At 54.2% G+C, this 15,388-nt stretch carries 11 protein-coding genes; 5 read left to right on the forward strand and 6 right to left on the reverse strand.

Features of this window, described 5'->3' with window-relative positions; all coding sequences use genetic code 11:
* Positions 1 to 165: 165 nt before the first annotated feature.
* Genes baeR through mdtA form a run of 6 tightly spaced genes read right to left on the reverse strand, consistent with a single transcriptional unit; the run spans position 166 to position 11,148 of the window.
* Positions 166 to 888: a two-component system response regulator BaeR gene (gene baeR, locus A7098_RS00855; protein WP_000137883.1), complete on the reverse strand. Its 723-nt coding sequence runs from the start codon at positions 886 to 888 to the stop codon at positions 166 to 168.
* The gene (gene baeS, locus A7098_RS00860) at positions 885 to 2,288 is read right to left on the reverse strand and encodes a two-component system sensor histidine kinase BaeS (RefSeq protein ID WP_000675167.1); all 1,404 of its coding nucleotides are present in this window, start codon (positions 2,286 to 2,288) and stop codon (positions 885 to 887) included. Before baeS ends, baeR begins: the two co-directional genes overlap by 4 nt.
* Complete coding sequence (locus A7098_RS00865; RefSeq protein ID WP_105280174.1) at positions 2,285 to 3,700, reverse strand: MFS transporter; 1,416 nt, start codon at positions 3,698 to 3,700, stop codon at positions 2,285 to 2,287. Before A7098_RS00865 ends, baeS begins: the two co-directional genes overlap by 4 nt.
* A complete protein-coding gene (mdtC, locus tag A7098_RS00870) occupies positions 3,701 to 6,778 on the reverse strand; it encodes a multidrug efflux RND transporter permease subunit MdtC (protein WP_105280175.1) in 3,078 nt (1,025 codons plus the stop codon).
* Complete coding sequence (gene mdtB, locus A7098_RS00875; RefSeq protein WP_105280176.1) at positions 6,779 to 9,901, reverse strand: multidrug efflux RND transporter permease subunit MdtB; 3,123 nt, start codon at positions 9,899 to 9,901, stop codon at positions 6,779 to 6,781.
* Positions 9,901 to 11,148: a multidrug efflux RND transporter subunit MdtA gene (mdtA, locus tag A7098_RS00880; RefSeq protein ID WP_105280177.1), complete on the reverse strand. Its 1,248-nt coding sequence runs from the start codon at positions 11,146 to 11,148 to the stop codon at positions 9,901 to 9,903. The genes mdtB and mdtA overlap by 1 nt, the downstream gene beginning before the upstream one ends.
* A gap of 278 nt (positions 11,149 to 11,426) precedes the next feature.
* Between mdtA and A7098_RS00885 the strand changes: the two genes are divergently transcribed.
* The 5 genes from A7098_RS00885 to A7098_RS00905 all read left to right on the forward strand — a co-directional run bounded on the left by A7098_RS00885 (position 11,427) and on the right by A7098_RS00905 (position 15,382).
* Entirely contained in the window at positions 11,427 to 11,483 is a 57-nt protein-coding gene (locus A7098_RS00885; RefSeq protein WP_100792650.1) for a type I toxin-antitoxin system Ibs family toxin, read from the forward strand.
* Between the two features lie 270 nt (positions 11,484 to 11,753).
* Positions 11,754 to 11,810 (forward strand): type I toxin-antitoxin system Ibs family toxin, encoded by a 57-nt coding sequence (locus A7098_RS00890; RefSeq protein ID WP_100692412.1) that lies wholly within the window; start codon positions 11,754 to 11,756, stop codon positions 11,808 to 11,810.
* Between the two features lie 217 nt (positions 11,811 to 12,027).
* Positions 12,028 to 12,687 carry a VWA domain-containing protein gene (locus tag A7098_RS00895; RefSeq protein WP_105280178.1) on the forward strand — a complete coding sequence of 220 codons (660 nt, stop codon included), beginning with the start codon at positions 12,028 to 12,030 and terminating at the stop codon, positions 12,685 to 12,687.
* The gene (locus A7098_RS00900) at positions 12,684 to 13,445 is read left to right on the forward strand and encodes a PP2C family serine/threonine-protein phosphatase (protein WP_105279546.1); all 762 of its coding nucleotides are present in this window, start codon (positions 12,684 to 12,686) and stop codon (positions 13,443 to 13,445) included. The genes A7098_RS00895 and A7098_RS00900 overlap by 4 nt, the downstream gene beginning before the upstream one ends.
* On the forward strand, positions 13,442 to 15,382 hold the full coding sequence (locus A7098_RS00905) for a helix-hairpin-helix domain-containing protein (protein WP_105280196.1): 1,941 nt from the start codon (positions 13,442 to 13,444) through the stop codon (positions 15,380 to 15,382). Before A7098_RS00900 ends, A7098_RS00905 begins: the two co-directional genes overlap by 4 nt.
* Positions 15,383 to 15,388: the final 6 nt, after the last annotated feature.

Raw genomic sequence — 15,388 nt, forward strand, 5'->3', positions numbered from 1 at the left:
ATATTCAGTTGACTGCCAATCAGGGGAATACCCTCTAAAGGGTGGGGGAGATTACTGATAAATATGCAGGAATCTGAATGCGGATACGGTGTTATCCCTCTCCTTTCAGAGAGGCATGACGGGTTAATAAACAGGAAATTTTGCCCTCGCCAGGGCAACGATACATTAAACGATACGACAGGCGTCAGCTTCCCAGCGGTAACCGACACCGTAAACGGCACGGATAAATGACTGCTCTTCGTCCAGCGACTCCAGTTTACGGCGCAGGTTTTTAATGTGGCTGTCGATGGTGCGGTCGGTTACCACGCGGTAATCGTCATAAAGATGATTGAGTAATTGCTCGCGGGAGAATACTTTTCCCGGTTCATGGGAGAGGGTTTTCAAAAGACGAAATTCTGCAGGCGTCAGATCAAGCATTTTGCCACGCCATGAAGCCTGAAAACGACCTTCGTCGATAATCAACGGGCTTTCGGCATCCTGTTGCTGCAACTCGCGCTGCGGTTTGCAGCGGCGCAAAATGGTCTTAACACGCGCCACCACTTCCCGTGGGCTGTACGGTTTGCAGATGTAGTCATCGGCGCCAATCTCCAGCCCCAGCAAACGGTCGATTTCTTCGATTTTTGCCGTAACCATCACGATGGGGACATCGGAAAAACGACGAATTTCCCGGCAAAGTGTCAGACCATCAGTGCCTGGTAGCATCAGATCCAACAGGATCAGATCCGGTGGGGTCTGCCGCACATACGGCAGTACCTGATCACCGTGACTGATAAGGGTCGGCGCATAGCTCGCAGCACGCAGATAATCAATGAGCAACTGCCCCAGCTTCGGTTCATCTTCCACGATCAAAATACGCGGTGTGTTTTCGTCGATTGGTAACTCGGTCATACTTCTCTCTGTAAATCCCGTTCCAGCGGTAACTCTACTGTAATGCTTACCCCGCCAAAAGGCGAATGAGTGGCAACAATGCGACCACTGTGCGCTTCAACAATGTTAAGGCAAATCGCCAGTCCCAGGCCGGAACCGCCGCTGGCACGGTTGCGGGAACCTTCGGTGCGGTAAAAACGCTCAAACAATTTTTGCAGTTGTTCGTCGCTGACGCCCGGCGCACTGTCGGCAAAGGTCAGGCGCACCGTTTTGTCGCGCTGCTCGGCGGAGATTTGCAGGCTGCCGCCGCTGTCGGTGTAACGTAGACTGTTTTCCAGTAAGTTATTGAATAACTGCATTAAACGGTCGCGATCGCCAAATACGGTAATGCTATCCGGTAGGGAAAATTGCAGCTTCAGGCCACGGCTGGCGAAACGTTCACGAAAAGCGCCGCCTGCCACTTCCAGCAGCGGGATCAGATCCACAGGCGCTTTTTGATAGGCGAGAGCACCTTCATCTGACATCGACAGTTGATGCAGGTCATCCACCAGTTTGGTCAGTGTACCGACCTCCGCCTGTAAAGAAGCCACTGTCTCCGGTGTGAACTTACGCACGCCATCCTGAATAGCTTCCAGTTCTCCGCGCAGTACTGCTAAAGGCGTGCGCAGTTCGTGAGAGATATCAGCCATAAAATCGCGGCGCATCTGTTGGTTTTTCTCCAGCGTGCTGGCGAGCTGGTTGAAGTCTTGTGCCAGTTTGCCCAGTTCATCTTCACTGGTGGGCGTCACGCGGGTTGTGAAATCGCCCGCCGCCAGTTTGTGCGTGCCATCCACCAGCCGTTTCACTGGAGCGAGCAAACCGCGCGCCAGTGGGAATGTCGCCAGCGCCGCCAGTAAGGTAGATAAAGCGACAATCAGCCAACTGGTTTGCCGCTGTTGTTTATCGAAATTGATATCGGTATTGCGGGTTAACCGTTCAACGGGTGAGGCGATCACCGCGCCAACTTCAACACCATTGACCAGAATAGGGCGCCTTGTACCGTCCGGTGGAATGGGAGAGCGTGGGCCAACCAGCACTTTGTTGTTTTGATCGACCACCCAGAACTGAGTACGCCAGCCGTGTGGCGGCATACCGGGACCCGGTTTGTCTTCATTATTATCATGTTCAAATGAGCGCAGTATCTGAAATACAAAACGATCGTTATTACGCAGAAAGCGCCAGTTACCGTGCTGGGCGTACTGCTCGCCAAGTGCATCTCCGAGCATTTGCAGCCGCTGTTCATTACCATGCTTAATGTAATCGATAAAGCCGCGCTCAAAACTGATCCGTACCGCCCAGTGCATCGTTATCAATAACACAATGCAGGTGGCGAAGATCGCCAGAAACAGTTTGCCGGTAATGCCGGGTCGCCAGAACTTCATTGCGCGCTCCTTTTTCTCCGCGAAATAGCCACGTTTTGATGCGTATCGTTCGGAACTCTGGCAAAGATGAACGCCGGAAGGGCGATGAGAAACGCCATGCTAAGCCAGGTGTACATAAAGACGGTTTGTGTGGTGCCACTGTCAACGCTGACATGTTGGGAGCCAAAAAGACCCAGCAGCAGCCCGGCGATGGTCACACCGATACTCATCGACAATTGCATAATCATCGACAGCAGGCTGTTGCCGCTGCTCGCCAGATTGTCTGGTAGATCTTTCAGCGTCAGGGTGTTCATGGAGGAGAAACGCGTTGAGTTGACCATTCCTTGTAAAAACAGAACGAATGGCAAAACGTAGTACCAGCCAAGCATCGCGGTGGCCATAAACAGCAATGTGACCAGCGACAGACCCAGCGTGGTTGCCACCAGCACCCGACGATAACCAAAGCGGTTAACCACCTGCACCACAATACGTTTCATTCCCATGCTGCCGAGCACCATGGGGATCATCATCAGTCCGGCATGGAACGGCGAAAAACCGAGGCCGATTTGCAGGAAAACCGGCGTCATAAAGGGCAACATACCGCTGCCAATACGTCCGGCAAAACTTCCCGCCAGACCCAGCGAAAAGGTGCGGGTGCGGAACAGTTTCAGACTGAAAAGGGCGCGGTTGTTATTTCTGGCGTGCAGCAGATAAAGCACCAGTGCCACTACGCCAACCGCCACCAGGCCGACAATCGCCAGCGGCGAAAGTCCTGTGCCTTTACTGCCATCCAGCGCCAGCGTTAACACTGCCATGCCAACCGCCAGCAACAGAAAGCCGGAGAGATCGAAGCGCCGCGTCTGCATGGTGTAGTTTGGCATTAACATTAGCGTGGCGATCGCACCGATAATCCCCACCGGAATGTTGATCAAAAAGATCCAGTGCCACGACGCGTACTCCACCAGCAGACCGCCAAGCGCCGGACCGAGCAGCGGGCCGACCTGACCGGGCAGCGTGACAAAGGTCATCGCCGCCATATATTGCTCGCGCGGAACAATTTTCATCACCGTTAGCCTGCCGACCGGCACCATCATCGCACCGCCTACGCCCTGTAACGCACGTGCCAGCAACAGTTCATTAAGGGTGCCGGAAAGCGCGCAAAACAGCGAACCGAGGGTAAACAGCACGATAGCGGTAAAGAAAATATTGCGCACGCCGACTTTGTCCGCCAGCCAGCCGCTGGCAGGCAGCATCACCGCCACGGTCAGCACATAAGAGACAATGACCATGTGCATATGCAGCGGGCTTTCCCCCAGGCTTTGCGCCATTGAGGGAAGGGCGGTGTTGACGATGGTGGTGTCCAGCGACTGCATAAAGAAGCCGAAAGCCACAATCCACAATTGCCAGCGGGTGCTGTCAGGAAGATCTGTCATTTACTCGGTTACCGTTTCTTTAGATTTTCGCGAAAAACGCAGCCGCAGACGGTCGAAAAAAAGATACACCACCGGCGTGGTATATAGCGTCAGGAGCTGACTCATTACCAGACCGCCGACAATAGTGATCCCTAATGGTTGACGCAGTTCCGAGCCGTCGCCGCCAGATAACACCAGCGGCAGCGCACCAAACAGCGCCGCCAGGGTAGTCATCATAATCGGACGAAAACGCAGCAGACAGGCCTGGAAAATGGCTTCCTGCGGCGTCAGATTTCCATTCCTTTGAGCTTCGAGCGCAAAATCGACCATCATGATGGCGTTTTTCTTCACAATGCCGATTAATAACATGATCCCTATCAGGGCGATTAGGCTGAACGGGGCATTGAACAGCTCCAGCGCCAGCAGCGCCCCAACGCCCGCCGAGGGTAGGGTGGAGAGAATCGTCAACGGATGTACGTAACTCTCGTAAAGGATACCCAGCACGATATACACCGTGGCGATCGCCGCGATAATCAGGATCACCTGCGAGTTCATCGTCTCCTGGAACACCTGCGCCGTTCCGGCAAAACTGCCGCGCACCGTCGAAGGCACGCCAAGCTGAGTCATCGCACGATCGATTGCCGCACTGGCGTCCGAAAGCGATTTCCCGGTCGGCAGGTTGAACGAGATGGTCGAGGCCGCCGATAATCCCTGATGATTCACCGACAGCGGCGCGTTTGCCGGTTGCCATTTGGCGAAATACGACAACGGGATCGCTTTGCCTTCGTTATTAATGACGAACATTTTTTCCAGCGCGCTGATGTCCTGGGTATAGCGCGGAGCCACTTCCATCACCACTTTATACTGGTTCATTGGCTGGTAAATGGTCGAGATTTGCCGCTGACCAAAGGCGTTATTCAGCAGGCTGTTGGCGGCCTGCACATCGATCCCCAGTCGCGCCATCGTGTCGCGATCGTAAACCAGGTTCATCTCCGCGCCGTTATCCTGCTGGTCGGAGTTAACGTCCGCCAGTTCCGGCAACGTTGCCAGTTTTTTGCGGATTTTCGGCTCCCATTCGCGCAGCGCCGCCAGGTCGTCGGATAACAACGTGTACTGGTAGCTGGCGTTCGACTGACGCCCACCAACGCGAATATCCTGCACTGCCATCAGGAACAGATTCGCCCCCGGTTCTTTCGCCAGTTTTACGCGCAGACGGTCGATAATTTGCTGCGCCGTTTCGCTGCGTTCGTCGCGTGGCTTGAGGGTGATAAACATCATCCCGCTGTTCACTCGCGAACCGCCGGTAAATCCGGTGACATTATCCACTGCCGGATCGTCACGGATAATTTTCATGAAATCCTGCAATTTGCCGCGCATTGCCTGAAACGAAATACTCTGATCCGCCTGTATCCCGCCCATCAACACGCCGGTGTCCTGCTCCGGGAAGAAGGTTTTCGGGATCGAGATATACAGCCAGATATTGAGCGCAATGGTGCCAAGCAGCACCACGCCCACCAGACGGGTGTGATTGAGTACCCATTTCAGCGACTTACCGTAGCCTTGTTGCAGGGCTACCAACATGCGACCAAAACCACGCAGTCGCTTTTGCTCACGCGGCTTGCTGGCTTTTAGCATCCAGCCGCACATCATCGGCGTTAATGTCAGAGAAACCAGCAACGAAATACCAATGGCGACAGAAAGCGTCACGGCAAACTCGCGTAACAGTCGGCCCGGCAATCCGCCCATCAACAGCAGCGGCAGGAACACCGCCACCAGCGACAGACTCATCGACAGCACCGTAAAGCCGACTTCGCGAGTACCTTGCAGCGCGGCCTGTAGCGGTTTCATCCCCGCTTCCAGATGACGGGCAATGTTTTCCAGCACCACGATGGCGTCATCCACGACAAAGCCTGTGGCGATGGTGAGCGCCATCAGCGACAGGTTATTGAGACTGAATCCGCACAGATACATCGCCGCAAACGTACCAATCAGCGAAACGGGCACCGCAACGGCGGGAATAATGGTGGCGCGACCTGAGCGCAGGAACAAAAAGACCACCAGAATCACCAGTGCCACCGAGATAATCAGCGTTTGCTCGACTTCTTCCAGCGAGGCGCGAATGGTAGGGGAGCGATCCTGGGCAATTTGCAGATCAATCGCCGCCGGAATGGTCTCCTGCAACTCCGGTAATTTTGCCCGGATGCTGTCAACCGTCTGGATAATATTGGCTTCCGGCAGCTTGCGGATCATCAGCAAAATAGCCGGTTTGGCGTTGGTCATCCCGGCGTTGCGCACATCTTGTACAGAGTCGGTCACCGTCGCCACATCGCCCAGACGAACCGCGCCGCCGTTGTTGTAATGAATAATCAGCGGCTGATATTCAGCGGCGGTTTTCAGTTCATCGTTAGTCTGGATCTGCCAGCGGTGAGTACCATCTTCCAGCGCCCCCTGCGGTTTACGCACGTTGGCATTGCTGATGGCGGTGCGCACATCGTCCAGCGATACGCCCTGATTAAACAGCGCCTGCGGATTCAGCCCGACGCGCACGGCGGGCAGCGAGCTGCCGCCGACATCGACATCACCGACGCCGTCGATTTGCGCAATCGTCGGAGCTAGCTGCGTCGAGGCGAAATCGTACAGTTCACCCTGGGAATAAGTATCGGACGTCAGCGTCAGGATCATAATTGGCGCATCCGACGGGTTTGCTTTGCGATAGGTCGGGCGGCTGGGCATCCCGCTGGGCAGCAAACTTTGTGCGGCGTTGATCGCCGCCTGCACATCGCGCGCCGCGCCGTTGATATCCCGGTCAAAATCAAACTGCAAAATAATGCGCGTGCTGCCGAGCGAACTGCTGGAGGTCATTTCACTGACCCCGGCAATACGCCCAAGCGAGCGTTCCAGTGGCGTGGCAACGGAAGACGCCATTGTCTCTGGCGACGCACCGGGCAGCGAGGCGCTGACCATAATCACCGGAAAATCGACCTGCGGCAGCGGGGCGACCGGCAGCATACGGAAGCCCAGTATGCCGCACAGGGTAATGGCAACCGACAGTAAAATCGTCGCCACCGGGCGGTAAATGAAGAGGGTAAAAAACTTCACTTACGCCTCCTCTTCATGACGGGCAAAGCGGCTTTTTGCCCACAATGCCAGACGGTCGAACAGCAGATAAATCACCGGCGTGGTAAACAGTGTCAGCACCTGGCTGACAACCAGACCACCGACCATGCCGATGCCTAACGGACGGCGCAGTTCCGCGCCGACTCCGGTACTTAACATCAGCGGCAGCGCGCCAAGCAGTGCCGCCAGAGTGGTCATCAGGATCGGACGAAAACGCAACAGACAAGCCTGGTAGATTGCATCGCGCGGCGACATGCCTTGCTCACGCTCAGCAGCCAGCGCGAAGTCGATCATCATGATGGCGTTCTTCTTCACGATACCGATCAGCAAAATAATGCCGATAATCGCAATCACATCCAGTTCGCTACCGGCAATCATTAATGCCAGCAGCGCGCCGACCCCTGCGGTGGGTAGCGTCGAGAGAATGGTGATCGGGTGAATAAAGCTCTCGTACAGAATGCCGAGCACGATATACATCGCCACCACCGCCGCGACAATCAGCCAGACAGTGCTGCCAAGCGCCGACTGGAAGGCGAGGGTGCTGCCCTGGAACTGCGTGGTGATATCCACCGGTAGATTCAGCGTCTTTTCGGTGTCCATAATCGCCTGCACCGCATCGCCCAGCGAATAGTTATCCGGCACGTTAAAGGAGATGGTCGTTACCGGGAACTGATCCAGATGGTTGATGGAGAGCGGCGCAAAACGCTGCTCAATTTTGGCAATTGAGCTTAACGGCACCACGCCACCGTCGCTGCTGGTCAGGCGAATGGTATCCAGCGCCGCGAGGCCTGGGGTATTTTCGGTGTTATGTTCCAGCACCACGCGATACTGGTTAGCCTGAGTATAAATAGTGGAAATCAGCCGCTGACCAAACGCGTTGTACAGGGCGTTATCGACATCCGCCATGCTGATCCCCAGACGGCTGGCGCTGTCGCGATCAACATTGACATACGCCACCAGCCCTTTATCCTGCCAGTCGCTGGAGACATCAGAAAGCTGTGGCAGTTGCTGGAGTTTTTCCATGAGCTGCGGCACCCAGGTGCTGAGCGCATCCAGTGACGTGGCCTGCAAGGTAAACTGGTACTGGGTGCGGCTGACCTGGGTATCGATGGTCAGATCCTGCGTCGGTTGCAGGAAGAGATCGACGCCAGGCACTTTATCCACCGCCGTTTGCAGACGGGCGATGACTTTTTGCACCCGATCATCACGTTCCTCCAACGGTTTGAGGTTGATCTGCAAACGCGCACTGTTCAGCGACGGGTTAGTGCCATCAACGCCAACAAATGAGGTCAAACTTTGCACTGCCGGATCCTGCAAAATCACGTCCGCGACCTGGCGTTGCCGCTGGGCCATATTGGCAAAGGAGCTGGATTGCGGTGCCTGCAAAGTGCCCTGAATAATGCCGTTGTCCTGCACCGGGAAGAAGCCTTTCGGAATGAACACCCACAGCAGCACACTAAGCAGCAGGGTGCTGAGCGCCACGCTTAAAGTCAGCCACGGATGATTCAGCACCTTCGCCAGTCCACGACCATAGGCGGCGATTATCCTGTCGAATATTTTCTCCGAGGCACGGGAGAATCGGTTCTGTTTACGCAGCGACTCCTGGCTGAGCATCCGCGCGCACATCATCGGTGTCAGGGTCAGCGACACCACCGCTGAGATCAAAATCGCTACCGCCAGGGTAATGGCAAACTCGCGGAACAGTCGCCCGACGATATCGCCCATAAACAGCAGTGGGATCAACACCGCAATCAGCGAGAAGGTCAGCGAGATAATGGTAAAGCCGATTTCACCCGCGCCTTTGAGCGCCGCCGCCAGCGGTTTTTCGCCTTTTTCGATATAGCGTGAAATGTTCTCGATCACCACGATGGCGTCATCGACCACGAATCCGGTGGCGATGGTCAACGCCATCAGCGTCAGGTTATTGATCGAAAAATCGAGAAACACCATAACCGCGAAAGTGCCGATTAACGACAGCGGTACAGCAACACCGGGAATGATGGTCGCCGGAATATTGCGCAAAAACAGGTAGATAATCATGACTACCAGCGCGATAGCCATCATCAATTCAAACTGGGTATCGTCGACCGATGCGCGGATGTTGGTGGTGCGATCGGAAAGCACCGTTACTTTTACCGATTTCGGCAAACTTTCGGTGAGCTGTGGCAGCATCTGCCGGATGCTGTCGGCGGTGGAGATAATGTTAGCACCGGGCTGGCGCTGAACATTCATCACAATGGCCTGTTCTTTGTTCGCCCACGCGCCGAGCCAGCTGTTTTCTGCACCTTGCTCTACAGTTGCGACATCGCCCAGACGAATCGGCGCGCCGTTCTGGTAGGCGATGATTAGCTGGCGATACTCTTCTGCGGATTGCATCTGGTCGTTCGCCGACAGCGTGACCGCGCGGGAAGGGCCGTCGAGGCTACCTTTGGCTGAGTTAACGTTAGCGCCAGTAATGGCGGTGCGCACGGTTTCGCTGGTTAGTCCAAGAGCGGCAATCGCCTGGGCGTTAAGTTTGACGCGAACAGCCGGACGCTGACCGCCGGAAAGCGTCACCAGCCCGACGCCGGAAATCTGCGAGATTTTCTGCGCGACGCGGGTTTCCACCATATCTTCCACCTGCGTCATCGGCATGGCGGTTGAGGTGACAGCGAGTGTCATGATTGGCGGATCTGCCGGGTTCACTTTGCTGTAAACCGGCGGGTTAGGCAGATCGCCCGGCAACAGGTTAGTGGCGGCGTTAATCGCGGCCTGCACTTCCTGCTCGGCGACATCCAGCGGTAATGTTAGCTGGAACTGCAAGGTGATAACTGACGCGCCGCCGGAACTCTGCGATGACATCTGTTTCAGGCCAGACATCTGCCCAAACTGGCGTTCGAGCGGCGCGGTAACGGCAGAGGTCATGACATCCGGGCTGGCGCCGGGGTAGAGCGTAACCACCTGAATAGTCGGGTAGTCCACTTCTGGCAGCGCCGAAACGGGCAGGGCGCGATAGCCGATAATCCCGGCGAGTAAGATCGCCACCATCAGCAGCGTGGTGGCGACAGGACGCATTATAAACAGGCGCGACGGGCCGCCTGTGCTGCTCGGAGGTAACACCTGCATCAGGAGCGCACTCCTTTTTTCGCGTATTCACGGCTGGTGGCTTTCTCTTCCGGCGAGGTGGAGCTCTGGGCTTCCACCACTTCCACTTTCGCTCCTTCAGTCAGGCGATCAATGCCGTCTGTTACTACGCGATCGCCTGCGGAAATACCCGCGCGGATCACCACTTTCTGACTGTCCTGAATGCCCGGCGTCACCAGATGTTTGCTGACTTTGTTTTCGCTATTCAGCACCCAGACAAAATGGCCTTCGTTGCCCATTTGCAGGGCGGCGGTGGGGATCACCACGGCGTTTTGTTCGGTGTCCACTAACATGCGTGCGTTAACAAACTGATTGGGAAACAGCGCATCATCCTGATTATTGAAGCGCGCTTTCACTTTAATGGTGCCAGTAGTGGCATCGATTTGGTTATCGAGACTTAACAGCGTGCCTTCACTTAACTTCTTCGAGTTGGTGCGATCCCAGGCTTCAACAACCAGCGGTTTTCCGGCTTTTTGTGCCTGCACAACGGTGGTGATATCGCTTTCCGGCAGGGTGAAGAGCAAATCGATAGGATGCGTCTGGGTGATCACCACAATCCCGCTGGTATCACCACTGGAGATTTGGTTACCGACATCAACCTGCTTCAGGCCAACGCGACCATCGACTGGCGCAGTAATCCGGCTCCAGTCGAGTTGCAGTTGTGCGCTGGCGACGCTCGCTTCATCGGCTTTAATGGTGCCTTCGGTTTCACTGACCAGCGCCTGTTGGGCGTCCAGTTCCTGACGGGAAACGAGATTGGTTTTTGCCAGTTGTTGATAACGCGCCAAATCACGGCGCGCGTTGGCAAGTGTGGCTTTATCTTTTGCCAGTTGCCCCTGGGCTTGTGCTAATGCGACTTTGAACTGGCTGGGGTCAATCTCTGCCAGTAAATCGCCTGCTTTGACCTGCTGGCCTTCCTGGAAATGCAACGCCATCAGTTGACCGTCCACGCGGCTGCGCACCGTAACAGTATTAGCGGCGGTAATAGTGCCAAGCCCGGTGAGATAACGTGGAACGGCCTGTTCAATGGCGGTTGCCGCCTGTACTGGTGCTAAAGGGCCGGAACGCATACCACGGCGACCACCCGCTGGCGGCTGCTGTGCTTGTTTCGTCGCACCTGGGGCTGCGCTCTGGGATTCATTGCGGCCTTGCCAGAACCAGAATGCGGCGATGGCGGCGATAACCACCACGATTACGATTACCCAACGGGATTTATAACTGTCTTTCATCGTTAAGAGTTTCTCTTCCTGAAACGTTTCGCGCAATGTTACTAGTGTAGCCAGCCAATAAGGGAGAAAAATGGAGGAATTATGAAACAGTTTCGCGAATAGTCTGAATGGTGGTGCACTTTGCGAGCGCGCATCCAGTAATGACGCAGGAAACTATTTTCTCTGCAAGTTAGCGATAGACTACGTACATGGCGAAAGGAGGTAAGCCGAAGATTTCAGCGGGACGCTGAAACGGGAAAGCCCCTCCCGAGGAAGGGGCCTTAAATAAGGACAGGGTCATGATGAAGATACTCATCATCGTGGTGCTCTTAGTCATTAGCTTCCCGGCTTACTAAGACTACCAGGGCGGGGGAAAACCCGCTCTACCCTCACTCCTGAAAATATGCCTTCACGGTCAGATTGTCAATCCGCAGGCTTTGCCGTCTGCGATCCTGCCAGCAAATATTCTTTGCGAGTCGTTACGCAATAATCACAGATGAAACTATGTTATCCGCGAGTCAGCGATAGACTGCGTACATGGCGAAAGGAGGTAAGCCGACGATTTCAGCGGGACGCTGAAACGGGAAAGCCCCTCCCGAGGAAGGGGTCTAAATAAGGAAAGGGTCATGATGAAGATACTCATCATCGTGGTGCTCTTAGTCATTAGCTGGCCAGCTTACTAAGACTACCAGGGCGGGGGAAACCCCGCTCTACCCTCACTCCTGAACTTATGTTACTCCACCCTTATTGTCAATCTGTAAGCCCACGTTCTTGCGAGGCGAATAGCAAACTTATCTGCGCCGCCGGGCTTAATTCTGAAAGTATCTTCGCTTGCTCTAAATTTATTATTGCTCTCGGTATGATACCGAACCTCAATAATTCTCTAAGAAAGGATTTCTTATGAGCGAACAAATTACGTTTGCCACCAGCGATTTTGCCAGTAACCCGGAACCACGTTGCCCTTGTATTTTGCTGCTGGATGTTTCTGGCTCTATGAGCGGTAGACCCATTAACGAACTTAACGCAGGATTGGTGACCTTTCGCGATAAACTGCTTGCAGATCCGCTGGCCTTAAAAAGAGTGGAACTCGGCATTGTGACTTTCGGCCCGGTGCATGTGGAACAACCATTTACCAGCGCCGCTAACTTTTTCCCGCCCATCTTGTTTGCTCAAGGCAATACGCCAATGGGCGCTGCAATTACCAAAGCCCTGAATATGGTTGAGGAGCGGAAACGTGAGTACCGTGCAAATGGTATTTCGTATTATCGCCCGTGGATTTTCTTGATCACCGATGGCGCGCCAACCGATGAGTGGCAGGCTGCTGCCAGTAAAGTGTTTCAGGGAGAAGAAGATAAGAAGTTTGCCTTCTTTACCATCGGTGTTCAGGGGGCTGATATGAATACTCTGGCACAAATCAGCGTCCGTCAGCCTTTGCCGTTGCAGGGATTACAATTCCGTGAACTGTTTAGCTGGTTATCCAGTTCGCTACGTTCGGTTTCCCGCTCCACGCCGGGAACGGAAGTTGTACTGGAAGCGCCAAAAGGCTGGACGTCAGTGTGAGCTGGCGTCTGGTCTATTCATCAGCCGTCGGAACGTCGCATATCAGCGCGGACTTACCTTGCCAGGATGCCTGCCAGATGCAGGTTGTCTGGCTAAACGACCAGCAACCGTTACTGGTGATGTTCCTTGCTGATGGTGCAGGTAGCGTTTCGCAGGGTGGCGAAGGCGCGACGCTCGCCGTCAATGAAGCGATGGCGTTTATGATGCAAAAAGTACAGGGTGGTGAATGTGCTCTGAATGATGTGCTTGCGACAGATATTGTGCTGGCAATTCGCCACCGTATTAGTGCCCGTGCACAAGCTGAAGAACTGGCGGTTCGTGATTTTTCCTGTACTTTTCTGGGCGTTATATCATCAGCGACCGGCACGTTGATTATGCAGATTGGCGATGGTGGCGTGGTGGTGGATTTTGGTGAAGGGCTACAGCTACCACTAACGCCGATGAATGGCGAATATGCCAATATGACCTATTTCATTACTGATGAAGATGCTGTCACGCGCCTTGAGACTTACAGTTGCGATGCGCAGGTGATAAAAGTGGCTGCATTTACGGACGGTATTCAGCGGCTGGCGTTAAATATGATGGAAAATTCTCCCCATGTACCTTTCTTTGCGCCATTTTTCAATGGACTGGCGTCAGCAACGTCAGAACAACGCGATATATTGCCAGATTTGCTAAAGCAATTTTTGTCCTGCCCCGCAGTGAATGAACGCACCGATGATGATAAAACGCTGGCGCTGGCCATGTGGTTGCCGTGAAATCAACTATATATACCGCAGCTGGCGATTGCGTGACGCCAGGTCATGAATTAGGCAAAGGCGGCGAAGGCGCGGTTTATGATATCAATGAGTTTGTCGATAGCGTCGCCAAGATTTATCACACGCCGCCACCCGCCTTAAAACGGGACAAACTTGCCTTTATGGCTGCGACAGCTGACGCACAGTTGCTCAATTATGTCGCCTGGCCGCAGTCAACGCTTCACGCTGGACGAGGCGGAAAAGTTATCGGTTTTATGATGCCGAAAGTCTCCGGCAAAGAACCGATTCATATGATCTATAGCCCGGCACATCGTCGTCAACGTTACCCTCATTGTGCATGGGATTTTCTACTCTATGTTGCGCGCAATATTGCTTCATCTTTTGCTACGGTTCACGAGCACGGGCATGTCGTGGGTGACGTAAACCAGAACAGCTTTATGGTAGGCCGTGACAGCAAAGTGGTGTTGATCGACAGCGACTCCTTTCAGATTAACGCTAATGGCACGCTGCATTTATGCGAAGTCGGCGTGTCGCATTTTACGCCGCCAGAGCTGCAAACCTTGCCGTCATTTGTTGGATTTGAGCGCACCGTAAATCACGATAATTTTGGCCTTGCGTTGCTGATTTTTCACGTCTTGTTTGGTGGTCGGCATCCTTATTCCGGTGTACCGCTTATTGCCGAAGCGGGTAATGCGCTGGAGAAGGATATTGCCCATTTCCGTTATGCCTATGCATCAGACAATCAGCGACGTGGCTTAAAACCGCCGCCACGATCTATTCCGCTATCGATGTTACCGGGTGATGTTGAAGGCATGTTTCAGCAGGCATTCACCGAAAGTGGCGTGGCAACCGCGCGTCCGACGGCAAAAGCGTGGGTAGCGGCACTGGATTCTCTACGCCAACAGTTAAAGAAATGTACTGCTTCGGTAATGCATGTTTACCCCGGTCATTTGACCGACTGCCCGTGGTGTGCTCTGGATAATCAAGGCGTTATCTATTTTATTGATCTCGGCGAAGAGGTTGTTACCACCGGCGGGGATTTTGTGCTGGCGAAAGTCTGGGCGATGGTGATGGCATCAGTAGCACCGCCAGCATTGCAACTGCCATTACCCGATCACTTCCAACCGACTGGCAGGCCGCTTCCTTTCGGCCTGTTACGGAGTGAATACATCATTCTGATTGAGATCGTACTGTCAGCGTTATCGCTGTTGCTTTGCGGCCTTCAGGCAGAACCGCGTTATATTATTTTAGTTCCTGTGCTGGCGGCTATCTGGATTATTGGCAGCCTGACAAGCAAAGCGTACAAAGCAGAAATCCAGCAACGCCGTGAGGCGTTTAATCGTGCAAAAATGGACTATGACCATTTAGTTAACCAGATCCAGCAGGTGGGTGGGCTGGAAGGTTTTATCGCCAAACGGACGATGCTTGAAAAAATGAAGGACGAGCTTTTGGGATTGCCGGAAGACGAAAAACGCGAGTTGACAGCACTTCACAACACCGCAAGGGAACGCCAGAAGCAGAAGTTTCTGGAGGGATTTTTTATTGATGTTGCCTCTATTCCCGGTGTTGGTCCCGCGCGTAAAGCGGCGTTACGGTCCTTTGGTATCGAAACAGCGGCAGATGTGAACCGCCGTGGAGTTAAACAAGTGAAAGGATTTGGCGACCATCTGACTCAGGCGGTTATTGACTGGAAAGCGAGTTGCGAACGCCGTTTTGTTTTCAGGCCGAACGAAGCGGTAACGCCAGCAGACAGACAAGCGGTAATGGCGAAAATGACCGCCAAACGTCATCGGCTGGAAGCCGCATTGACAGAGGGCGCGGCAGAGTTACAGCGATTTCGCCTTCATGCTACCGCACGAACCATGCCGTTGATGGCGCCGTTACATCAGGCGGCAGGAAAACTGGCTCAGGCGCAGGCAGATTTAAGCCGCTGCTGAGCCATT

Origin of the sequence: Escherichia sp. MOD1-EC7011, assembly GCF_002965005.1 — a bacterium.
Taxonomy (GTDB): Bacteria; Pseudomonadota; Gammaproteobacteria; order Enterobacterales; family Enterobacteriaceae; genus Escherichia; species Escherichia ruysiae.

Bases quoted from the DNA above. Each gene is read 5' to 3' on its own strand.
- A7098_RS00865 (WP_105280174.1), bottom strand. From the start codon at position 3,700: ATGACAGATCTTCCTGACAGCACCCGCTGGCAATTGTGGATTGTGGCT.
- baeS (WP_000675167.1), bottom strand. From the start codon at position 2,288: ATGAAGTTCTGGCGACCCGGCATTACCGGCAAACTGTTTCTGGCGATC.
- mdtA (WP_105280177.1), bottom strand. From the start codon at position 11,148: ATGAAAGACAGTTATAAATCCCGTTGGGTAATCGTAATCGTGGTGGTT.
- A7098_RS00895 (WP_105280178.1), top strand. From the start codon at position 12,028: ATGAGCGAACAAATTACGTTTGCCACCAGCGATTTTGCCAGTAACCCG.
- baeR (WP_000137883.1), bottom strand. From the start codon at position 888: ATGACCGAGTTACCAATCGACGAAAACACACCGCGTATTTTGATCGTG.
- mdtB (WP_105280176.1), bottom strand. From the start codon at position 9,901: ATGCAGGTGTTACCTCCGAGCAGCACAGGCGGCCCGTCGCGCCTGTTT.